The sequence below is a fragment of the Prevotella sp. PTAC genome, from assembly GCF_013166535.1.
Lineage (GTDB): Bacteria > Bacteroidota > Bacteroidia > Bacteroidales > Bacteroidaceae > Prevotella.
Window position 1 is genome coordinate 49,235 of record NZ_JABKKK010000012.1, and the last position, 22,883, is coordinate 72,117.

Annotated in this window: 20 protein-coding genes; 5 read left to right on the top strand and 15 right to left on the bottom strand. The window is 49.7% G+C overall.

The features are described from left to right. The first annotated feature begins 6 nt into the window (after positions 1-6). Both HPS53_RS12715 and ribD read left to right on the top strand, forming a co-directional pair. Positions 7-135, top strand: coding sequence for a hypothetical protein (locus HPS53_RS12715; RefSeq protein ID WP_256372914.1), 129 nt, complete (start codon positions 7-9; stop codon positions 133-135). Beyond that, on the top strand, positions 113-1,072 hold the full coding sequence (gene ribD, locus HPS53_RS10115) for a bifunctional diaminohydroxyphosphoribosylaminopyrimidine deaminase/5-amino-6-(5-phosphoribosylamino)uracil reductase RibD (RefSeq protein ID WP_172205998.1): 960 nt from the start codon (positions 113-115) through the stop codon (positions 1,070-1,072). Before HPS53_RS12715 ends, ribD begins: the two co-directional genes overlap by 23 nt. An 84-nt stretch (positions 1,073-1,156) precedes the next feature. Here the strand turns inward: ribD and HPS53_RS10120 are convergent, their stop codons facing one another. Together HPS53_RS10120 and argS are read right to left on the bottom strand one after the other, a co-directional pair. Next, on the bottom strand, positions 1,157-1,624 hold the full coding sequence (locus HPS53_RS10120; RefSeq protein ID WP_371410531.1) for an RNase H family protein: 468 nt from the start codon (positions 1,622-1,624) through the stop codon (positions 1,157-1,159). A 205-nt stretch (positions 1,625-1,829) separates the two neighbouring features. Beyond that, a complete protein-coding gene (argS, locus tag HPS53_RS10130; RefSeq protein ID WP_172206000.1) occupies positions 1,830-3,650 on the bottom strand; it encodes an arginine--tRNA ligase in 1,821 nt (606 codons plus the stop codon). A gap of 548 nt (positions 3,651-4,198) precedes the next feature. Between argS and HPS53_RS10135 the strand changes: the two genes are divergently transcribed. After that, positions 4,199-4,678, top strand: a complete 480-nt coding sequence (locus HPS53_RS10135) for a T9SS type A sorting domain-containing protein (protein ID WP_104370126.1) — start codon at positions 4,199-4,201, stop codon at positions 4,676-4,678. Further along, positions 4,675-6,033 (top strand): hypothetical protein, encoded by a 1,359-nt coding sequence (locus HPS53_RS10140; RefSeq protein WP_172206002.1) that lies wholly within the window; start codon positions 4,675-4,677, stop codon positions 6,031-6,033. The genes HPS53_RS10135 and HPS53_RS10140 overlap by 4 nt, the downstream gene beginning before the upstream one ends. 221 nt (positions 6,034-6,254) lie before the next feature. Here the strand turns inward: HPS53_RS10140 and HPS53_RS10145 are convergent, their stop codons facing one another. The 9 genes from HPS53_RS10145 to rplM all read right to left on the bottom strand — a co-directional run bounded on the left by HPS53_RS10145 (position 6,255) and on the right by rplM (position 16,550). Further along, positions 6,255-6,638 (bottom strand): hypothetical protein, encoded by a 384-nt coding sequence (locus HPS53_RS10145; RefSeq protein ID WP_104370124.1) that lies wholly within the window; start codon positions 6,636-6,638, stop codon positions 6,255-6,257. Between the two features lie 233 nt (positions 6,639-6,871). Further along, positions 6,872-7,357: a 2-C-methyl-D-erythritol 2,4-cyclodiphosphate synthase gene (gene ispF, locus HPS53_RS10150; protein WP_172206004.1), complete on the bottom strand. Its 486-nt coding sequence runs from the start codon at positions 7,355-7,357 to the stop codon at positions 6,872-6,874. 235 nt (positions 7,358-7,592) lie between these two features. Then, positions 7,593-8,771, bottom strand: a complete 1,179-nt coding sequence (porV, locus tag HPS53_RS10155; protein ID WP_104370123.1) for a type IX secretion system outer membrane channel protein PorV — start codon at positions 8,769-8,771, stop codon at positions 7,593-7,595. A gap of 179 nt (positions 8,772-8,950) precedes the next feature. Beyond that, positions 8,951-12,556 carry a type IX secretion system sortase PorU gene (gene porU, locus HPS53_RS10160; RefSeq protein WP_172206006.1) on the bottom strand — a complete coding sequence of 1,202 codons (3,606 nt, stop codon included), beginning with the start codon at positions 12,554-12,556 and terminating at the stop codon, positions 8,951-8,953. Continuing rightward, a complete protein-coding gene (locus HPS53_RS10165; RefSeq protein ID WP_104370121.1) occupies positions 12,553-13,170 on the bottom strand; it encodes a fumarylacetoacetate hydrolase family protein in 618 nt (205 codons plus the stop codon). Before HPS53_RS10165 ends, porU begins: the two co-directional genes overlap by 4 nt. A 429-nt stretch (positions 13,171-13,599) precedes the next feature. Beyond that, complete coding sequence (gene tsf / locus HPS53_RS10170; RefSeq protein ID WP_172206008.1) at positions 13,600-14,592, bottom strand: translation elongation factor Ts; 993 nt, start codon at positions 14,590-14,592, stop codon at positions 13,600-13,602. A 56-nt stretch (positions 14,593-14,648) separates the two neighbouring features. Beyond that, a complete protein-coding gene (gene rpsB / locus HPS53_RS10175; RefSeq protein WP_172206010.1) occupies positions 14,649-15,452 on the bottom strand; it encodes a 30S ribosomal protein S2 in 804 nt (267 codons plus the stop codon). A gap of 238 nt (positions 15,453-15,690) precedes the next feature. Beyond that, positions 15,691-16,077, bottom strand: a complete 387-nt coding sequence (gene rpsI / locus HPS53_RS10180; protein ID WP_172206012.1) for a 30S ribosomal protein S9 — start codon at positions 16,075-16,077, stop codon at positions 15,691-15,693. An 11-nt stretch (positions 16,078-16,088) separates the two neighbouring features. Then, entirely contained in the window at positions 16,089-16,550 is a 462-nt protein-coding gene (gene rplM, locus HPS53_RS10185; RefSeq protein ID WP_172206014.1) for a 50S ribosomal protein L13, read from the bottom strand. Positions 16,551-16,801: 251 nt separating this feature from the next. Between rplM and HPS53_RS10190 the strand changes: the two genes are divergently transcribed. After that, on the top strand, positions 16,802-17,041 hold the full coding sequence (locus HPS53_RS10190) for a hypothetical protein (RefSeq protein ID WP_172206016.1): 240 nt from the start codon (positions 16,802-16,804) through the stop codon (positions 17,039-17,041). Between the two features lie 92 nt (positions 17,042-17,133). On the opposite strand, the gene HPS53_RS10195 is transcribed toward HPS53_RS10190, so the two are convergent. The 4 genes from HPS53_RS10195 to HPS53_RS10210 form a co-directional block, all read right to left on the bottom strand. Continuing rightward, entirely contained in the window at positions 17,134-18,174 is a 1,041-nt protein-coding gene (locus tag HPS53_RS10195; RefSeq protein ID WP_172206018.1) for a hypothetical protein, read from the bottom strand. 712 nt (positions 18,175-18,886) lie between these two features. After that, positions 18,887-19,354 (bottom strand): nucleoside deaminase, encoded by a 468-nt coding sequence (locus HPS53_RS10200; RefSeq protein WP_104368863.1) that lies wholly within the window; start codon positions 19,352-19,354, stop codon positions 18,887-18,889. Positions 19,355-20,189: 835 nt separating this feature from the next. Continuing rightward, positions 20,190-21,404 carry a hypothetical protein gene (locus tag HPS53_RS10205; protein ID WP_172206020.1) on the bottom strand — a complete coding sequence of 405 codons (1,215 nt, stop codon included), beginning with the start codon at positions 21,402-21,404 and terminating at the stop codon, positions 20,190-20,192. A 120-nt stretch (positions 21,405-21,524) separates the two neighbouring features. Further along, a complete protein-coding gene (locus tag HPS53_RS10210; RefSeq protein ID WP_172206022.1) occupies positions 21,525-22,883 on the bottom strand; it encodes a DUF4302 domain-containing protein in 1,359 nt (452 codons plus the stop codon).

A 22,883-nucleotide genomic window follows, 5' to 3' on the forward strand; every position in this document is an offset into this window, starting at 1 on the left:
AAAAATATGCGCAACGGCGATGAAACGGATTGCCAAAAGCGACCGGACAGGCGGGAGAAGGCATCAAAAACAGGTTGCCGGCGACAACTGAAAGAGATAGAGAAGATAAGCGATGAGCAGAATAACGGAAGATGAAAGATACATGCGCCGATGCCTGCAACTGGCACGTTGCGGGCTGATGGAGGCGAGACCGAACCCAATGGTGGGCGCAGTGATAACGCACCGTGGAAGAATTATCGGTGAGGGCTACCACATAAGATGCGGCGAAGGACATGCCGAGGTGAACGCGTTCGCCTCGGTCAGACCGGCAGACGAACAGCTGCTGGCCGAAGCCACGATATACGTAAGCCTCGAACCGTGCGCCCACCACGGCAAGACACCGCCATGCGCCGAACTGATAATAAAGAAAGGCGTGCGACGGGTGGTGGTTGGATGCACCGATCCTTTCGCCCGCGTACAGGGCCGCGGCATCGAGATGATACGCCGTGCCGGGATTGAAGTGACGGTGGGAGTGCTCGAAAGCGAGTGTGCCGAGTTGAACAAACGCTTCATGACATACCACAGCGAGCACAGGCCTTACATCATACTCAAATGGGCACAGACATCAAACGGATATATAGACGACAACTTCCGGCCCACGGCCATATCCAATGCGTTCACCAGCATGCTCAGCCACAGACTGCGGGCTGAGAACGACGCCATTCTCGTGGGACGAACGACGGCCGAACGGGATCGCCCCGCACTGAACGTGCGGCACTGGACCGGGCGTGACCCAATGCGGATAACGCTCGGCCACGACACAGACCTGCACAGCCTGATGGACGACCTGCACGGCAAGAGCATACAGTCGCTGATCGTTGAGGGCGGAGCAAAAACGCACCGATCGTTCATCAGTGAGGGACTGTTCGACGAGATAAGGGTAGAGATATCGCCGGCAACAGTAACGGGAGGTACACACGCTCCCACCCTGCCAGACGGTATAAGGCTGTGTGAACAACGGCAATACGACGGAAACATAATTGCCACATACAGACGGACGGAATATAAAAACGGCAATACGACGGAAACGTAATTGCCACATACAGACGGACGGAACATGAAAAACCGTTGCAAAACCGATGTGAACGGTATTTTGCAACGGTTTTGCACGTTATCGTTATTTCCTTCCGAAGTCGGCGGGCACCTCGCCCCACTTCTTCGTTTCCCATTTTATTATCGGGTTGGTATAACTATGGGTAGCCAACCAATGCTCCGCACGCGCTATCACCCCGAACAGCTTTTCCGTATCGGCGTTGCGCTCGAGCTTTGTCTTACACTTACGCTTGCTCACCCACAGTATGGCATTATAGCTATCAGAATATATCGCCTTGTTTATTCCCTGCTGCCGCATAAGCGCCAAGGCATGAACAATGGCAAGAAACTCACCGATATTGTTCGTTCCGTGCACCGGGCCGTAGTGGAATACCTGTTGTCCGGTGGCAAGATCGATGCCTCTATACTCCATAGGTCCGGGATTACCGCTGCAAGCGGCATCCACGGCCCATGCGTCGGCACGCACGTCTAAATGAAGTGGCAGTACTGTGTCGTGCCGCCAGTCGGGCGGATTGATCGGCATGTCGGGCATATTGAATTCTATTTTATGAAGTTAAGGAATTAAGAAGTTAAGCCAAATGCTTTAAGTGTATGATTACGAACGATGAGCAAGAAGATGTCATGACCTCCAAATCTTAAAAGCTATGGCATCCCCCCTTGCTCCTCTAATTTCACATGACAAAGCATTTGGCTTAACTTATTAACTCCCAAACCTAATATATTAATTCCTAAAAAAACTACATCCTCTCAGGCACCTCAATACCCAACAGCGACATGCCGTTCTTTATAACCTTTGCCACATTGCGGGCGATAACGAGACGCATGAGTTTCTTGTTACCGTCTTCTTCTCTCAATATGCTGTAATCATGATAGAACTGGTTGAACTCTTTTGTCAACTCATAGCAATAGTTGGCAATGCCGCTCGGACTGTAATCCTTGCCGGCCTGAGCCACAACGGTGCCATAGTCGTTCATCTTCTGGATGAGGGCTATCTCCTTTTCATTCAGGTCTGTTGAGATACCGGCCGCAGAAATAGCCGAATCCAGACCGGCCGCGGCCGCCTTGCGCATGATACTGCGTATACGGGCGTATGTGTACTGAATGAAAGGCCCTGTGTTGCCGTTAAAGTCAATAGACTCCTCGGGATTGAAAAGCATGTTCTTACGGGCATCGACTTTCAGTATGAAGTATTTCAACGCTCCCATGCCCACAACGCGGGCAATCTCGGCACGCTCGCCCTCTGTCATGTCATCGAACTTGCCTGCCTCCTCACTTGTGCGGCGGGCATCGGCCACCATCAGTTCCATAAGGTCGTCGGCATCTACCACCGTGCCCTCGCGGCTCTTCATCTTACCGTTCGGCAGTTCCACCATTCCGTATGAGAAATGTACCAACTCGCGGCCCCACTTGAAGCCGAGACGGTCGAGCAGTATCGAAAGAACCTGGAAATGATAGTTCTGCTCGTTGCCAACCACGTATATCATCTTGTCTATCGGGAAATCCTTGAAACGCATCTCGGCAGTGCCGATGTCCTGGGTCATATACACGCTGGTGCCGTCGCTGCGCAGAAGGAGCTTCCGGTCGAGTCCCTCGTCGGTGAGGTCGGCCCACACGCTGTTGTCCTCGTGACGCTCGAAGAGACCTTTCGCAAGTCCCTCTTCCACTTTGGCCTTACCCTTAAGATATGTCTCGCTCTCGTAATATATCTTGTCGAAACCAACGCCCATGGCTTTGTATGTCTCGTCGAAGCCGGCATACACCCAGTCGTTCATCTTCTTCCACAAGGCGCGCACCTCGGGGTCGTTATTCTCCCACTTCACGAGCATGTCGTGAGCCTCCTTTATCAGCGGAGCCTCTTCCTTGGCTTTCTTCTCGGCCGCCTCGGCCTCCATGCCTTCCGTGAGATACTGTTCTTTAAGCGAGGCCACCTCCTTGCGATAATGTTTGTCGAAAGCCACATAATAGTCACCAATGAGATGGTCGCCTTTCTTACCGCTTGTCTCCGGTGTCTCACCGTTACCGTATTTCAGCCATGCCAGCATAGACTTGCAGATATGTATGCCACGGTCGTTTACGATGTTGGTCTTCACCACCCTGTTGCCGTTGGCCTCCATTATGCGGGCGAGACTCCAACCGAGCAGGTTGTTGCGCACGTGGCCGAGATGGAGCGGTTTGTTGGTGTTGGGAGACGAGTATTCAACCATCACGAGCGGCGAATCGGCCTTGACCTCACGGTGCCCGAAAGTGTCGGCCGAGTCGATGTCGGCCAGCAGGTCGAGCCATGCTCCGCATGCTATACATAGATTCAAGAAACCCTTCACCACATTGAACGACGCCACCGCCGGGCAGTGCCCGACAAGATACGCTCCAATCTCGGTGGCAGTATCCTCCGGCTTCTTCTTCGACATCTTCAAGAAAGGGAATACCACGAGAGTAAGATTGCCCTCAAACTCCTTCTTTGTCTTCTGCAACTGCACCATTGCCTCCGGCACTTCCTGGCCGTAGAGAGCCTTGACGGCTTCGAGCGCGGCTCCGCAAATTTGCTTTTCTATACTCATATTCTTATTTTATTATTGTCTTTTCTTTAATTCTGTAATCGAATGTTACGACTGCAAAGGTACTTAAAAAATATGACATACAAAAAGATGCACACAATAACCTACCGACCACAAGAAAACCGTTTATAAAAAATCATTTCACCAAACAGCCATGAATCAACATAACAGAAAACCGCCGAATACCCGATCACCTTGAGAATTGAAATCAGGCGGCCGAAGAAACACGGGGTCCAGAGCCTCCTGCGCAATGACTTTATTTTTACGTATTGCACCAAACCTGCCCGGTCCGGCCGACCCACAAAACTGCATACCGATTTACATGGCAATGACACGTAAGCCCCAAAAAGCATCGCAATAACGATGAGAACGGTTCAAAATGAACATTACGAAACCAACACACGAACAAATTGCAATGATTTTTCACAATTATTTCACAAAAAATTAAACTTTAAAAGAGAATTAATGTATATTTGTCACCGAAAATATGATTTAAAAGTGAAGAGTGAACCAACGGTATACTCGGAACGGAAACAAAAAAAACAACAATTATGAACAAAAAGACTACTATTGCGGCAGTTGCCATGCTGGCGATGGCAGGAGTCACGGCCACGGCACAGACACAGGTCGTGGTGACGAAGCACAGCGGCGAGCAACAGAAGTTCGAACTGGCTGACATCGGCAAGTTCTACTTCGACGAAAGCGCGATGAATGTTGTCACGCTGCCGGCAAAGACCGTAACGGCCTTGAACCTCGCCGACCTTGTCTGCATTAAGTTTGTGAACAAGACCGATGCCATCGACAACATCACCGGCAACGACAACCAAAACATCAGGTTTGCTTACGACGGCAACATGCTGTCGGCAAGCGGAATCAGCGAAACCGCCCAGGCCTCCATTTTCAGTGCAGACGGCAGGAAAATGATGGGTACGGAACACTGGGACGGCACACCCGTTGAAACATCCACCCTGCCCAAAGGCGTATATATATTCAAGGTAAACAACAACACATTTAAATTCATAAAGAAATGAAAAAATATATCTTACTACTCATTATGGCTCTCATAACACTGGCAGCCGACGCACAGACCGCAGAGCCGAACAGAATGATTGTCTTCAACAAGCAAGGACGGTTCAAGTCATGGAACATCAACGATATAGACAGCGTGGGATTCTTCAGGACAGAAGGCCGTGTGGCCGCCGACGTGAAAGTGAACAAATTCGCGAAAGGACAAGCCGGCCAGAGCGATACCCTGTGGATTGAGGCTATCAAGACCGAGGCATGCCGCACGTTCAAAATAACCGTGATACCGACAAACACCGCAAATACACTCACAACCGACCTGATAGCAGCAACATTCATAGAAGAGAACGGTGGCATCGGCCCATTTACGGATGACTTCCCCAACGGACAGATGACCGGTTTTGAGACACCTTTCAAGTCAGGAACGTCTTACACCGTGATGACAGTGGGTTACGATGGTTACGGAACGGCCTGTGAGGCTTCAAAGGCCGAATTTACAGTACCTCAAGTTCCGCTTATCGGCAATCCCGACGTGGCATACACTTTCACTGACATCACTCCAACCTCGTTCAAGTGCAAGTTCACCCCCAACGAAGACGTGGCCGCATACGCCATCTGCCAGTTCAATAAAGGCGATGCACAGAATCAGTTTGAGATGTGGGGACCGATGATGGGCTTCGACAATATGGGCGACATGATCAAGCAATTCAGCCAGGTATCGTTCGACGGTGAGTATGAGACTGAATGGAAGAATCTGAAACCAAACACCGACTACGAAGTCGCGATACAGGCATGGGACGCCAACGGCACATACGCCCCGATAATCTACGCATACGTGACAACAGCCTCACAGGGGGGACCGGGCGAGGCTAAGGTTGACATAACAATCGGTGAGTTCGGCCAAGAAGGAGGTGAATACTACCAATGGATCAAATTCACACCAAATGACCAGACTTTCGTTTACCACCTGGTAGTGGCCGAAAACAAAGAAGAAGACACAAGTGCCCAGGATCAGGAGATAGAAAACTATCTGAAAAACGAGAAAAATCCGAACTATCCCCCAATGTTTGACGATCCGAACTGGGATGTAATAGGAGAAGACAACGACCGTTGGGCACTTGAACCGAACAAGACCTACACCGCTTATGCAATAGCGATGAACGCCAATAAAGAGTGGGGACCGTTCACAAAGGTTAAGTTCACCACACCTGACGTGGCAAACGCTCCAAGCACAGCGAAAACCAAGAAAGCGGACAAGCACGCCACACGTTTCGGCAAAAAGATTGATACCGGACAGATGATGACTGCTCCCAAAATCATGTTACCGGCAAAGAAAACAGGCATGCGGTTGATTAACAAATAACCCAGACCGGCTGTTAAAGATACAGACAAACATGCAATAAAGCCGTTAAGCCGATGAAAAGGCACAACGGACATCAAAAAAAACGGGGCTCGCTTCATAGTATTGAAGTGAGCCCCGCTTTTATGATATAATAAATGTATTTGTCTGATTACATGCACATCCCGCTGCCGCTCCGAATGACTTACAAGAAAGCGGAACGGGCGGTGACATATATCGCGGCACTATCCCAACCGTTGCTTCAAGTCGGATATTTTTGCGATGCGGTCCATGTCGTATGTCTTATCATGCCTGTCTACAAACATGAAAAGGGCAAGAGCCTTGTCGAGCAGCATCCTGCGCATGGGGCCGGTCTTCAAGTCGGCCTCGACATAGTACAATCTGGCGAGCATCTCCATGCGCGGCAGTCGCTCGTCTTCAGGAAACTGCCCGAAGCTGTCCATGACATCTTCCAATGCCGCCGTGTGATAAAACTCATAAGGGCCTACATAGCCGTTATACATATGCTGTATTTCTTCCTGTTGCTTCCTCACACTCTTATTCAGCAGTAGAGCGACAGCCTCTCCAAACTCACGTACAAGGCGCATTATATAGTCTTTCTCCAGCATAACACCATCTTTCTTTACTTAAACACCGACGCTTTACTATGGCATAAACATACTTCCGCAAGCATCCACAGCTATTCGTATACGGCACAAAGATACGTTTTTTTATCCTTACAGCCTATCATTTTACTATTAAGTTTCATTTCATACTTCACGTTGGAACATAAAAAAGCGCAAAAAACATAATGTTTCCCGCGCCTTATGATTTTAGCTACAAAGACAAAAAATACCGAAAGTCAACAGTCTTTCGTTATCAAAGCCACAGCGTACGCACTTATTCCTTCCTCACGGCCGGTAAATCCGAGACGCTCGGTGGTAGTGGCCTTGATGGAAATACAGTCCTCATCCGTTCCCATGACCTCGGCAAGACATTTACACATCGCCGGTATATGCGGATTCATCTTCGGACGCTCGGCACATATCGTACAATCTATATTACCCACGGAGTAACCTTTGGATGCTATGAGACCGATTGTCTTGCGGAGCAATATCTTGCTGTCTATATTGAGAGTATCCTCCGATGTGTCGGGAAAATGGTAGCCGATGTCACGCATATTGGCCGCACCCAGCAGGGCATCGCACACGGCATGTATCAGCACATCGGCATCGCTGTGTCCGAGCAGGCCGTGAGTATGGCCAATCTTTATACCGCCCATCCAGAGTTCGCGGCCCTCTACGAGCTTGTGCACATCGAAACCGAAACCTATTCTGTAACCGTTCATAATCATATTGTTTACCGCCAACAGGCGAATTTCATTACCATTAAAATAACATTACCATTGTTTATAAGCGATATGATTATCACTCAAAAGCTACATGGCTGCCATACGGAAGTAAAATGACACTCAACATAAAACGGAATGATACTCATCCGAAGGCAAAATAATGTCCTGCCAGACGGGATATAACACCCGAATCCAAAGACTGACGTATCAGCATGTCCCGGTAAAAGGCATCTTACCGTCTGAAGAGGTCTTTAATGCCATCCATATCAAACGCCAGAGAAAAGCGCAGGGTCTGGTCGAGCGGGTTGCTCTGCGCCGTGGAAATCACATATCCCACGTCAAGCGAAAACACATTCATCCGGAAACCGCCTCCGAGAGTGAAATACTTCCTGTTTCCTTTACTCTCGCTCTCATGATGATAACCGGCACGCAGAGAGAACTGATCATGATAAACATATTCGGCTCCCACGCTCCACTGTATCTCCTCAAGTTCTTCCTTGAATCCGCCGGGAGCATCACCGAAACTCTTGAATATACCTGATATCGAACCGACATCACTATATTCGCGGATTACACGGTCCTGATAGTCAGACGCGCTCTCGCCTTCCATCTGCTTCGGCACCGTGGGCACGAGCAGTTTGTTGGCGTCCGCCGCTATGGTGAAACGGTTATACTCGTCTATCGGCACCATCAGCGCCGCTCCGATACGGAGGTTTGCAGGAATAAACTGGCTGCGGTCATCGCCGTAATAGGTTATCTTGCTACCGATATTGCTTATATTCATACCCAGACCGAGCTGACACTCACGGCTGCCAATGTTCAGATAGTTATTATAGTACATGGCAAGGTCGGCGGCAAAGGCTGACGCAGGCGAAGAATCTTCAGAATAGTCATAACGCAGGTCGGAGTAGATCCAGCGTATCGCGGCGGCTATCGAGAACTTCTCGCTCAGCATCAGCGAGTAAGCCACGTCCATAGACATCTCGTAAGGCTTGACACTCATATCGCCTTCACCGTCGGAACCTACGTCGGTGAACACCTCACCGAGAGAGAAATATCTGATAGAACCTGACACCGCACTGTAATCTCCGATACGATAATAGCCGGTAACATAGGCCAGATCGATGTCGCTCACAAGCTGACGCAGCCATGGGGTGTAATTGAGCGACACTCCGGCACGGCTGATACAGAACGGGTATTTGGCCGGGTTCCAGAACTGGGACGTCACATCCGGGTCGGTAGCCGCACCCACATCACCCATACCGGCCGCACGTGCGTCGGGGGCAATGGTCTGTGAAATCACGGCATGCTCCACCGGATTGAATTGTTGCAATTTATCGTCTTGCGCCTCTGCACAAAGGCAAATGAGCGTCAACGCCGAGAGTATGGATATTCTGAGTCTGCTGTTCATCTGTGATATTATGGTTTGTAATTTACGAAATGGTTTATTATTAAGATGCCGCACCGCCGATTATGAATTGCGAAACCGCCGATTATAAATTGTCGGATTTGCAGGGCATAAATCTCCTGATGATTGATTATAATTCATGAAATGTTCATAAACACTAATCTATAAACGTGGCGACAGGCCTATTTATTGCTTATTACAATCAATTTCTTGGCCTTTGAAGTGTAGGAGCTGCCATCGCCCGAGATATTCACCCGATACAGATATACCCCCGTACCAAGCGGCCGTCCGCCGTCGATGGTGAGGTCCCAGTCTATCGTCATCGTATTGTCTGCCTGCATTCCGTCTCTCGCATGCGTCCAAAGCAAGCGTCCCGACATGTCGAATATCTCTATCAACGCATTCACATGGCATCCCGCACGGTCATGCACTATGCGGAACGATGTGGACGTTGTGGCGGGATTGCGTGTGCAATCGACATTGATGATATTAGGACCAAGCCCTTCCACGACATTGAACGTAAGCTCTGCCACAGACGAATTGTTGAGGATATCCCACGCCCGGAAAAGCAATCTATGGCGCCCCGGCTCCAATCTGGGTATACTGTAACCGAGAGTTCCGTTCTTATAGCTTCCGAAATCGTATGTGAAACAATCGTTGAGATTATACGTTTTCGACATATCTCCGTCTATTATAAGTTCAAGATCATGGCCTATTCCGCCACCGGAAGAGTTTATTCCGCTCTCATCGTATATCTCGGCAAAGAAATGCGGCGTGGGATTGACATTATCACCGTTGGTAAACGCTGTCGAATTAAGATAACAATATATCGACGGGCCTATCGAGTCGGCGGCGGCCTCTACCGAGCCGTTGAGCATGAAGCCGTCGTTCGAGCCGTGAGCGGTCTTCGTCTTGTCGCCGTTTACGGCATAAATGATTATCTGCCCGTTTCCATTCTTGTATTTAATGTCTTTCGGAATGATAAAAGAGAATTCGATACGACCGTCTCTCACGCTATCCGCTCCATGAAAGATTATGCCGGTACGGTCTTCATACTTAAACGCCCTTGACGTGTTTCCGGTCTCATTGGCACGGCATACGATTGTCTCTTTGATGTCTTTCACCGTGGCGGCCATGACTCCCTTGAAGTCTGTCAGCGTATGTCCCTTGTCTTTCACATGGGCAATCACGGTCACGGCCTGGCCGGCCCTAAGGGTGACCGGCTCGCTGCCGTCGGCTTTCTTTCCTCCGATACTGTCTATCTCGACCGCGAATGTGGGCTTGCACAGTTTCAAGGCCGGGTCTCCCAAAAGCGCGAAATGCAGCTTATTGTCTGTGTAATCATTGGAGTATCCTCCCGAGGAAGGGCTTACCATGTCATTCTTGGCTCTGCGAAGGGCCTCTCCTATCGAGATGTTCTCATCCGCATTACCGAACATTTCGATGATGAACGCCTTGTTGAGATATTCGTTATAGTTGGCATATACCGTGCGTGTGGTGCCGATGAATGCCACGGCGCCACCGTTTCTGTTCAGCATTGCCGTCTCACCGATATTGCTTTCCTGCCCGTCGAACGGCATTATATCGCACGCGGCGGTAAACCATAAGGGCAGATTTGCTGTCGAAGTACTTGCGAAATCGTGCAGTTTCACCACCTGCTCATGCGACAACAGCACTGGCGAGCCGTGTCCAGTATAGTTAATCAGAAGCGCGCCATCCGTCATATACTGCCTTACGGCACGCTCAACATCAGGATATCTCGAGCCCGTCGATGATGTCTCACGCTTGTATGCGTCCCACATTATTTTCTTGATGTCAAAACTCTGAGTCCTTGCCTCCAACGTGCCGGCCGTTTTGTCCGCTCCGTCCATGTGTATGTTGTTGTCTCCGTCGTCGCCAAGAAAAACGGTCGTGTTCTGCCATGAGCCGGCTGTGCGGTTGCCGATATACGCCTCAATCTTGTCTATAATGACAGAAGCCTCTTCCGGGGTACGGACCGGCAACCGTCCGACAGCCACATCAGGCTTACCCCTGAAATTATACCGGTCGGCATCAGGATTTTCAACAGATTCCGTTTCCGTTCCGTTGAATATCCTTTCACCGTCATCGAGCAGGCAGAAGAAATCGTCGGAGATATAGCTGTGCGTCTTGCTCACCGAGTTCCTGCTCTGAAACGACAGCAGGAAATCATCGGGAGAGTAGTTACGCCATGTGGAAGTAAGCATCCTGTTGTCCCATGCCGCATCGCCAAAGAGCAACAGATACTTGGGCGCGTCATCATCGGTCGCCGCCCTGTCGTAGAGCATTTTCATATATCTGCGGTAAGCCGTGGCATCCGGCGTGCCGCTCGAAAACTCATTGTACAGCTCATCTGCCGGCACTATGCGCACCCTCATGCCGTCGTTAAGCTCATGTATGGCTTTCAAGCGCTCGGCTTGCGCACGCATCTTCTGTGTCGTCGGAATTATTATCACCATGTCGGCCGGGCCGTCCGCATGCAAATCCTGATTGGTGATGCGGTGCACATACTCCGGCACCGGCATGTTGTCTACCGCCGGATCGGGCACCGCCCTGGGCTTGTAGGTATGCAATGTCATATAGTCCAGACGCATGACACCGCCCCGTGTCTGCGTTATTGTAATCTTGTTGGCTGGTTTCAGGTTGAGCACGTCAAGCACCACACTGCCCCTATTGGCCAAGCCATTGGGGTCTTTGGTTGTCCCTACGGTAATCGTCCCGGCCAGGCTGTCGTTCACATGTATGGTGGCGGCAGACGACACATCGGCCGTCATCACCACCCTCAGCCTTCCGACAGCCGACGGTCCGGCTGCGTCAAGCGAATAATCATTAGGCGTGTTTACGGTAAACACCCGTGAATCATAAAGGTTGCGACCGCTGTGATACCACGAATAGTCGTCTACCTCATACAGCGTGTTATAGTCCTCGCCTGCCGGATAAAAACCGCCGAAAAAGGCCGCGCTGTCCGCAGTGAGTGCCTCGCCGTCGCTTTCGGTGATGAAATAATATCCGTAGTCCGAATAAGGATTGCGCTCACGGTCGTTACCATCAACCCATCGCACCGGGCCTCGGGCATAGAAAAAACGCTTGCCGCCGGCTGTATACGTAGCCACTTGCCGCAGGTCGTCCGTCGCCGCGAGATAATCACCGTCCAACCGCTCCGGCTGCATGTATCCGCCATATCCGTAAACCCTGATCTTCGACATGTCTGAAAATCCGGCCTGGCGTATAAGGGCATCCGAGAGATGATATACTCCGCTTGCCGGCACACGGATTTTCGCCCATGTCCCACTCCCGAGCACAGAGTGCCCGGCATATCTTTCTGCCGGATCGTTATAGCGCATTGACTTGCCTACCCCCCGAACGGCGTTCTTTGCGGGCAGCGCTTTAAAGGATAGCATGAAACTGACGAGCTTCTTGTATCTGCCGTCACGAAACACAAGCGGCACGAACGACACGTCGAGCGAACCGCGTTTGCGCGATACCGATACCGACACATTCACCTCAGGAAGCTCCGGAGGCAGGTCGCCCGTGATTTTACGGTATTTATCTATATCGTCATCGGCCATGTCGATAAACTCGGGATACTCTATTTTCACGTCGTATACCGAGTCCGGATAATGATAACCGAGGTCTTTCGAATAACTGAAATGAGGCAAGAGGGTGTCTATCCTGACTTGCTCGGCCGTCAGGTTGAAAAACTCCTGCGCAGCCGTTTTCACGATACCGCACAGAAATATGGCAAATATCAGGATTTGTCTTTTCGTCATTTACAGTTGAATTCCAGTACTTTTCTGTCTTCTATATATCCCGTCAGACGGTCGTCGATATGCACCGGCCCTATTCCGGCGGGCGTTCCCGTGTATATGATGTCACCGGTCTTCAAGGTGAAAAATCTGCTTATATAGGCCACGAGCTCGTCTATGCGGAAGAGCATGTCGCTCGTACAGCCTTCCTGTACCGTCTGTCCGTTTATGTCGAGATGGAAACGCAGGGCTTGTATGTCCCTGAACTTATCCTTGCCGACCCACTCCCCGATGGCCGCCGAGCCGTCAAACCCCTTGCATAAGTCCCATGACAGCCGGGCATCACGCAGTTTTTTCTGCAAATCGCGTGCCGTAAAATCTATTCCCACCGTCACGGCATCGTAATAGCGATGGGCGAATTGCTCGGGAATACTCTTGCCGAGGCGGCATATACGCACCACAATCTCGGTCTCATAGTCTACCCGCCCCATCCAGTCAGGAATGAAAAACGGTTTCTTGTCTTTCAGCAATGCGGAGTCGGCCTTGGTGAATATAACAGGACTCTCCGGTTTATATAACGCTCCGTCCAGCTCTTTATTGTGCTGGATATAGTTCATTCCTACCGCAAATATTTTCATAATTCGTTTTGTTTTGAAAGTTTTTTAAGACGTTATGCAAGTGGTTTTTGGAAGTTAAGAAAGATTTTTTTGGGAAGTGAAGAAAGGGATTTTGGAAGTTAAAGGAGGAATTTTTAGAAGTTAAAGAAGTGAAGGAAGTTAAAGAAGTTAAAGGACAATACCTACTGATACATCCTTTCCGCTTCCTATCAAGTTTCGCCATATTATATATAGTTTCTCTTCATAAGCTATTGTCCTTTAACTTCTTTAACTTCCTTCACTTCTTTAACTTCTAAAAATTCCTCCTTTAACTTCCAAAATCCCTTTCTTCACTCCCCAAAACTACTGACTTCACTTCCAACAATGACAAAAAGAGCCAAGAAGCAGAGCTTGCGCCCGGCCGCTTGACCCTCTTATCATTCTACTTTCCGTGCGTACACGGAACTGGTTTTATTCAGCGCGCAGTGTGAAACGCTTGAACGCAACGACAGTAAGTTCCTTGTCGCAAGCCTTCAAGTAGTCCGTAACTGTCTGCTTGCTGTCCTGGATGAACTCCTGGTTGAGCAGACATGAATCCTTGAAGAACTTTGCCATACGTCCCTTTGCGATGTTCTGTACCATCTGCTCGGGCAGGTTGGCAGCTTTCTGCTCGGCTGTCGTCTTCTTCAGCTCGCGAATCTCGTCGGCCTGAGCCTCGGTGATGTTACCTTTGGCGATGCCTTCGGCGAGGTGCTCCTCGTTCTCTGCGATATAGAGGTTGAAACCGGCTTTCTTCAAAGCGGCCTCCACAGCCTTTGCCACCTGCTCTTCCTTGGTCTTCTCGATAGCTACCTTCAGCTCGGTGTCTTTCACCTCCTGAGGTACGCTTGCCTCGTCGAGAGCGACAGGGTTCATGGCAGCCACCTGCATGGCGATGGCGTGAGCCTGCTCCTCTGCGGGTTTGTTGGTCTGAACCATGGTGCAAAGCAAGTGCTTGTTCATGTGGTCGTATACAGACACGTTGTCGCCCTCAATGAAGTTGTAGCCGTCAAGCTCCATCTTCTCACCGGTGATACCAGAGCGTGCGATAACCGCCTCCTGCACCTTTGTGCCGTCGGCGAGTGTCAGCTCGAGCACCTCTTCGATGTTCTTGGCCTTTGCGGCAACAGCGGCATCGAGGATGTCCTGCGTCAGTTTGATATAGTCTGCGCCGTTGGCCACGAAGTCTGTCTCGCACTTCAAGGCTACTATTGCCGAGAAGCCGTTCTCTGACTTGACGAGAACACAACCGTTTGAAGTCTCGCGGTCGCTGCGCTTTGCGGCGATAGCCTGACCTTTCTCACGGATTTTCTCTACTGCCTTGTCGAAATCTCCCTCAGCGTCGTTGAGCGCTTTCTTGCAGTCAGAAAGACCTGCGCCGGTCATCTTGCGGAGTTTCTGTATATCAGCTATTGATACAGCCATAATTGTTCTTTTTGATTTAAATGATGATTAATGATGTTTCCTTGTCGGCAGGGCTGTTACGCCTCCTCTGCCTTGGGAGCGTCCTTGCGGGCCTTGCGTGCGCGGCGGGGCTTCTCCTCGCCTGCTTCAGCCTCGGCCTGTGCCTGAGCGGCATTCTCGTCGGCTTTCTCTGCCTTGCGCTCTTCGAGACCCTCGGCTATCGCCGCGCAGCAAGCAGCGAGAATTGTCTCCACGCTGTCTTTCGCGTCGTCGTTTGCCGGGATGAGGAAGTCAACGTTCTTCGGGTCAGAGTTTGTGTCTACGATACCGAATACAGGTATTCCCAGACGGTTAGCCTCTTTCACGGCGATAGCCTCTTTCATCACGTCCACAACGAAAAGCGCGGAGGGCAGGCGTGTCAGGTCGGCGATAGAACCGAGGTTCTTCTCGAGCTTGGCGCGCTGGCGTGTGATTTGCAGAAGCTCACGCTTAGAGAGGTTTGAGTATGTGCCGTCGTTCATCAGCTTGTCGATGTTCGCCATTTTCTTCACTGCCTTGCGGATTGTGGGGAAGTTGGTGAGCATACCGCCCGGCCAACGCTCGATAACGTAAGGCATGTTTACGCTCGTTGCCTTCTCGGCCACGATTTCCTTTGTCTGTTTTTTAGTAGCGACGAACAGGATTTTCTTTCCTGACTTGGCAATCTGCTTGAGTGCCTCGGCAGCCTCGTCAACCTTGGCTACGGTCTTGTGGAGGTCGATGATGTGGATTCCGTTACGCTCTGTGTAGATGTAGGGAGCCATTGCGGGGTTCCACTTGCGGCGCAGGTGACCGAAATGACATCCGGCCTGCAACAACATATCAAAATTTGTTCTTGACATTTTCTTTGTTTCTTTAAATTGTTGTTTACTTTCTTTTTTAATTCTTGTCTGTTAGAATCAGCCTGCGGGTAGTCTCGCGGCACGCCAATCCACATTATAATAATATTAATGGGAGGCATAGCACTACAAGTGCCGGGGATTGCCGCCCGAATCCCGCCGGTTTAGATGCTAAACACGTTCAGCGCGGCCGGCAATGAATATCCGCAGGATACTACCGGTCGGCACGCAACGCATGACATTAACGCTTGCTGAACTGGAAGCGACGACGAGCCTTCGGCTGACCCGGCTTCTTACGCTCAACGGCACGAGAGTCGCGAGTGAGGAATCCGTGATCTTTGAGGTTTTTCTTGTCTTCAGCGTTGATTTTCACGAGGGCGCGGGCAATAGCGAGACGCAGAGCCTGGCTCTGGCCTGTGAAACCGCCACCGTCGAGATTTGCCTTTATATCATATTTCTCGAGCACTTCGAGCAGTTCCAGCGGCTGTTTCACCACGTACTGCAAGATGGCTGAGGGGAAATATTCCGTTACGTCTTTCTTGTTGATCGTAATCTTGCCTGTTCCTTCGCTTACGTAAACACGTGCCACGGCACTCTTACGGCGACCAATTGCATTAACTACTTCCATCTTCCTTAGCTTTATTTATACTGGTTAATATCTATTGACTTCGGCTTCTGTGCCTCGTGCTTGTGCTCTGTGCCCTCATATATGTAGAGGTTGCCCATCAGGCTGCGGCCAAGGGGACCCTTCGGCAGCATACCCTTCACGGCGTGACGGATGATACGCTCGGCGCCATCCTCGCGCTTGCGAAGCTCGGCGGGCGTATTGAAACGCTGTCCGCCGGGATAACCGGTATAGCGTGTGTAAACCTTGTCTGTCTCCTTCTTGCCGGAGAATACAACTTTCTGTGCGTTGATGATAATCACGTTGTCTCCACAGTCCACGTGGGGAGTGAAAGTAGGCTTGTACTTTCCGCGGAGCAACTTGGCTACCTTCGAGCAGAGACGACCCACAATCTGGTCGCTTGCGTCGATTACAACCCACTCTTTCTTAGCTGTTTCCTTGTTTACGGAAATAGTCTTGTAACTTAAAGTGTTCATTTCAGTTTTTAAATTTTACTACTAAAAAACATTTTCTTTTATTCATCGGCGCCACGCATGATAGTCTGTTCAAGCGTGCCGCATGGACGGCGATTCACTAACCGTCGTGTCCGGCCAAAGACACGGCTATTAACACTCCGCCCGCAGGGTTCTAAGAGTTCCCCTGAATAATCGGACTGCAAAGTTACTTCTTTTTCTCATTATTTAATATATACCGACTTGCGCAAAACAAATATTTATTGTTTTTTAACATGGAAAACCGTTTGCAATGCAGTAGCCGCCATGTCTCTCCCGAACCGTTCCCACCCTTTACTTGTATTACTTTTAACCAAAAAGGAAAGCCGGCATTCAACCGCAGCCAAGGGGTCACAACGACAGACGGAATGGGACGCGCAATGAACGTGAAACAGGAAGAGCGGCGGGTAGCCGAGGGCTGTCGTCCGACGGAGCCGGGACGCAGCGTCAGCAGGCTGAGACAGAGGGGGAAATAATGGCAAAGGTGGCTTTCAGCCGGTAGCGAAACCGCCTCCCGGGCACGATTCCGGGAGGCGGTTGCATGACATGAAAAAAAACTTGAGGATGATTATTTTGCCTCATTCATGATATAGTATAGTCCCATCTCATATTTAAATCCGTCTTCCTCGTCAATCTCCACATCGCCCAGAAGACACGTATTGTCCAGGAACCTGACATACACCTCGCCGCTTGTCCACTCATCGTAAAAGTCGTTAGGATTCCATGAATAGCGCAGTATGCCGGCAGCCTCATTCTGCCACTTCCATGTGGATACGGCCAGCTGGTCGTCCTCATAGAGCACCATGTAGGTTCCGGTCTTGGTGAATATGATCTGCTTGGCGCCTATCACATTATACTCAGACTCCTCGAACACCCATTCAGACGGGTCAAACTCTTCGTCATGGGCCTTGGCATAGTCGCGGAGCTGGTTGAAAATGTCTCTCAGCGTCTTGCCCTTGAAGTCGATGATGGTACGCCCGTTGATTTTCTGTATGGCGCGGTATCCGTTCAGAGTCCACGTGCGGCAGAGCATATTGGACTTGGCGCTGTTGATATCGGCATTCTGCTGCGTCACCCGCACATCTTTCGGCGCACCGCCGTTGACAGCGATTGTGAGCGACATGGCGCGTCCCTGTGAGTCGCGTGTGACAGTAACGGTGCCGAACCCGGCAAGGTTATAGCTGTCGGGACCCGTCTTGGTGTATTTGCCGTAAGCTATATTGGAGTAGTGGCGGGTACGTGCCTCCGACACGCAAGCCGATTTCATCAGTTCCGGAACAGGCACCTTATGGCCGCCAATGGTAATGGTCTTCGGGGTCTTGACGGTCGCCGGAGGCATACCGGCCTGTGAGTCGCGCAAAGTGACGATATAGTTGCCGGATGCCGTAAGCTCTATCGACTCCATATTCTCATCGGCGTCGTTCACGACATACTTGGCCGCGTCGGCCTCATACTTGGGCACCTCGAACGACGAGCTGCCGTTTCCGCCATCGCCTCCATCACCGTCGTCATCGCTCGAACAAGCCGTTACCGAACATACCGCCATTGCGGCAAACACGAAAAATCTGCCTGTACGGAGCAGATCTGTCACAAATGATTTACTTCTCATGATTTCCTTTAGTTTTTATTGGTTGAATTAAAATTGATATGTAAGTCCTGTCTGTTTTATATTATTGCAGTCTCGTCCGGCGCACGCCTCATGCCATATCATGGCAAAACGAGCGGCGCACGCATGTCATAGTTTATGGCAAAGGTATATAAAATAATCCTTTTTTACCGCAACCGAATGTTAAATTGAATTAAAAAAAATAATGCAGGACATACAATAGTATACCCACCCACACATCATCCTCACCATCGGATAAAGTATCTCCACCCTCAATATATTCCGCCAAGGCCCCGAAAAGAGCAAAAAAAATGCCGCCACTCTCATCGAGCAACGGCATCCGTTCCTATGTACAATATTTGTTTTCTAAAAACACTTTGGCCTCTTGCCAAAGCCTGCCGCCGCAGTTACACGGCCGACAGTAATAACTAATACTGATACTAACATTCTTCTGAAAGTTAAGGGAGCCTCACGGCTGCCTGTGTTACCTCTGAAACACTTTCTTTTTACCAATAACTAAAAACCTAAAACTATAAATATTACTACTAACCTAAAACAATCTATTAACCTTTTGACAATGCAAAGATACTGCGATTGGCGGTATCCTGCTATATTTTTTACCGCAAAAATGAATAAATATACATCCTTATTGACCTAAATCAACCACTGTGTGCGCAAACAGTGCTTATTTGCACGTTTTTTGAGCATTTACAGGTCAATACTCGGTCTTGTCTTCCTTGGCAATCCAAAGACGGAAAGCACGGGCGGCCTCGTCAGGCATCAGCTCCTCCATGGGCTTGCGCCTGTCTTCCGGATCAAGCTCGATCTCACGGTATATGAATTCGTCGTCGAAACCGGCCATGGCGGCATCCATGCGGTTGTTGCCATAGTATATCTTATCAAGGTGCGCCCAGTATATTGCGCCGAGACACATAGGGCAAGGCTCGCACGAGGTGAAGATCTCGCAACCGCTCAGGTCGTGGGTACCAAGGCGCCCGGCAGCCTGTCTTATGGCGCTGACCTCGGCATGCGCCGTGGGGTCGTGGTCGGTGGTGACACTGTTGGACGCCTCGGCGATAATCTCACCGTCGCGCGCTATCACCGCGCCGAACGGACCGCCTCCAATGCGTACGCTCTCTTCAGACAGCTCTATGGCTCGTTTCATAAGTTCAATTCTGTTCATAATGCGTCTATTTTTTCCTGGTATGTAATTCCGTTTCCATCGTTATGTGGCAAATATACGGCTTTTATCCCGTTCACGCCAATTTCCACGGCCGATGTTCATCTTTCTTGTATTTCTTTAACGGGAGTTGGAAATAAAACACGTAATCCAGAAGTCTCTCTATTACCGGATAATGCCTTGACTTGGAAAACTTTCCGGACGTACTCCAAAAACCGTCACAAACGGCTTTTGAAATAATCTGACAAACAGCCTCTCATATTACGCCCGCTTTAAAATTAAAATCCCGTGGCCGAAAATAAGCGAGTTTCGGGCAGCTTAATACAATCACCTGTATATCAACCCGATACACACACCACACCCACTGCCGCCACAAAACAAGCCCCACCTGCCCGACGGATATTTTCCGTTTAGCGTCCCGTTGGCTTCCATTCAGACGCTAAACGCAAGCCAACGAGTATCCAAACGCGACGCAATCAGCGGCCAATCGCGGTCCAACTGGCATCCCGTTGCGGGAAAATACACCTTTCGCCAGCCTTTTAAAAGTCGCATATCGCCTTGCATACATCGACTGGTATCGCCTTCGTTTTCTATTTCACGAAAAAACGAAGGGCAAAATCCGTGACTTTATAATTACAATACAATAAGACTCCCGCATCTGAGCTGAATAAAAAGGATACGGGAATAACGCACAGACAGTGGTTTCAATGCAACGCAACGATACTCATGACACACGGGCGAGAAACAAATAGGGTGGCACCCGCATGAGCACCACCCTATCTCCGTTTATCGTGATAATATCCCAAAAGAGATATCACTCTCTTACTTCCGTATATGATTATTTCTTGATGAACTTCTTGCCGTTACGGATGAGAAGACCCTTGGCGGTAGCGGCGTTAACCTGCTGGCCCATCATGTTATAAGTCTTTGAGTTCTTGCCTTTCTCCTCAAGAGCGACATTCACATCCTTGATGCCGGTGATGAAATGACCGTCAAGCATGGCAACCGTGGCATCCTGGAACCAACCGCGTGAATATAGCTTTTCTTCAGCATCGGGTTTTGTCGCAACAGCAAACATACCATAATCATTGGCAAACGAGATTGTATCGGCATCCAATACACCTTTCACTTCCTTTATGTCCCAATCCATTTGTATAGGTCTGTCACCCTGTGAATTCGGCTCGCCAACCAATACACCGACTACATTTAATGTGCCATAGACACCGTCCGGATCCTGAGAGGACGCCAATTGATCCAAAGGCTGTCCGGTCGCCATAGATACAGACAGGTCTTCCGCAATTTCCATGGAAACCAGACCCATACCACAGAAACCATATACATCCACGGCGGTCTCATAGTCCTCAACATACAAAGGATACTTAGTCACCGCCCACTTTTTACCTGTGTTAGAGCTGTTTTCATAACCGATCTGAATGGCATTCATAGGATATATGTTAGCTTCCCATCCGAAGTCCCAGATTTGCAACTTACCTTCCTGCTCTGAATAGTCGGCCATGATTATGACATAATCTGTCTGAACGACCGATATGGTCTTATCGTCGTTAACCTGGAAACTGAGTTCCTCACCCAAATTGCCTTCTTCAGTCACACTGTAAATCTCGAATTTGCCATAGGTCTCATGATTGTAACATACCTGCGCTCCACATTCGATAAGGCCGGTCTCGGCATTGTACTCACCGACAACCTCGGCATAACCGTTACAGATGGTAAGCAGAGCCATTGTCTTGCCATTCACTTCTGCCGTCTCTATCTTTACGGGAGTACATGTATGTATCTCATCATATCTGTCTTCGATATAGTCTCCGTTCAAATCGGCGGCAGCCGGAGCCTTGGCCGAAACGGCCATCTGCGCTTTCAGCGCACCCATATCCTTAACGGAAGCCTTCACGGCGGAAGACATAGTTACCTTCTCTGCAAAAATCGATTTGTATTGCTTTGCCATGACAACACTGTTCGATACGGAATTCAGCTGCTGTGCATTAACCGAAACTGCGGCGAATGCCAAACAAGCAAAAAGTAAAACCTTCTTCATAATCAATAATTTTTTAAATATTAATATAAAATCCTTTTTAGTTATCTCTCCTAACTATATCTTCGAAAAGCATACCGACCGAACAGCCATTCAATCGGCAAGCTTTCCAAAGTTTATTCTTTAATCCTTATCGGCATCAAGATCGCCATAAGGATAATTCTTCTGCTCCTCCCAAAGCTTAATCACATTGGTGGGCTCATCCATATCCGTGAGAATGATATACGAAGGATGGCGCTCACTGTCTGAAGACAGTTTGAATTTACGGCCTCTTGTTCCCATAAACGGCTCCAAGGCACCTTTCAGACCATACTTGTTGAAATAGGTCTTACCTATATTATTGGCATCAGCAGGTTTTGAAGTAATCTCCACTTCGTCCTCTGCCTCGTTCAAAGCCTTAATATTCAGACCCCAACGCACATTGTCGTTGCCGGCCAACATGTGGAAACCGATCTTATTGGTATACGTACCTATCAACGCCCAATACAGACGGTTCTTGGTATTGTTTGGACCGGCGGTCTTCAAGTGCTCGCGCATTTTGTCCCAAGCGGGTTTCGCAAAGGAACTCAAATCCTCGTAAGTGATAAACCACATACCGGTCTCGAGCGCCTCTTTCAGGGTCGGCACATAAGTATAAAGACGCGCGCCGGGCACACCGCTGATGTTGAAGTACTCGTCGGTGGTGCCACGCTCTATCATGCTTATATCCACACCTGACATCCTCAACGTCCTATACATCTTATAACCGTCTTTCGTTATGATAAACGGAGCGGCGACACGCTGGTTCTCTCCTTTCTCATCGGTATAGCTGAAGATAAGCGAACGGTAATTCGATGTCACATCAACAGTCTCTTCCACACCGTCAACCACAAACTGGTAGGAACGGGATTTCATGAAGTCCTCTGTCGCCGCAATCTCGGCCATCACGGTTTCCCATGCCTTGCCTTCCTCTATCGGGTACATAACGATTCGTGACTCGTGCTTCTTTCCCACCAGCTCGACCTTCTCGGGAGTGGCAGAAACCACACGGAACTCAAAGTCGCCCTCCATACCTTCACCGGCCACTCCATAATCGGGATTCTTCGGATCGGAGAAATAATGGAACACATCGTTATACTCATCGAAAGAAAGCAAAACTCCCTGACTCTGAATAATAGAGAAATGTGAGGTCGCTGTTATGACCTTGCCGTCAGAACCGACACCGGCATTCTGGGTCGAGCCGGCTTTCTCGCTGGCTACAGTCACATTGTCTCCTTCAAACTTACACAACACGTTATATCCACCGTATGTACGCGCGGCATAGTATTCCATACGCCATCCGTTAGGAGCGGAAGTGAGCACCTCACGGCATTCTTTCATTTTCATCTCGACACGCTCGGCTGCGCTTTGGTCGAAAGCATCGTCCACTTCCGGTGTACATGCGGCAAACGACACCACACCGACAAGCAGCATAAAGATATTATATAATTTCTTTTTCATCAT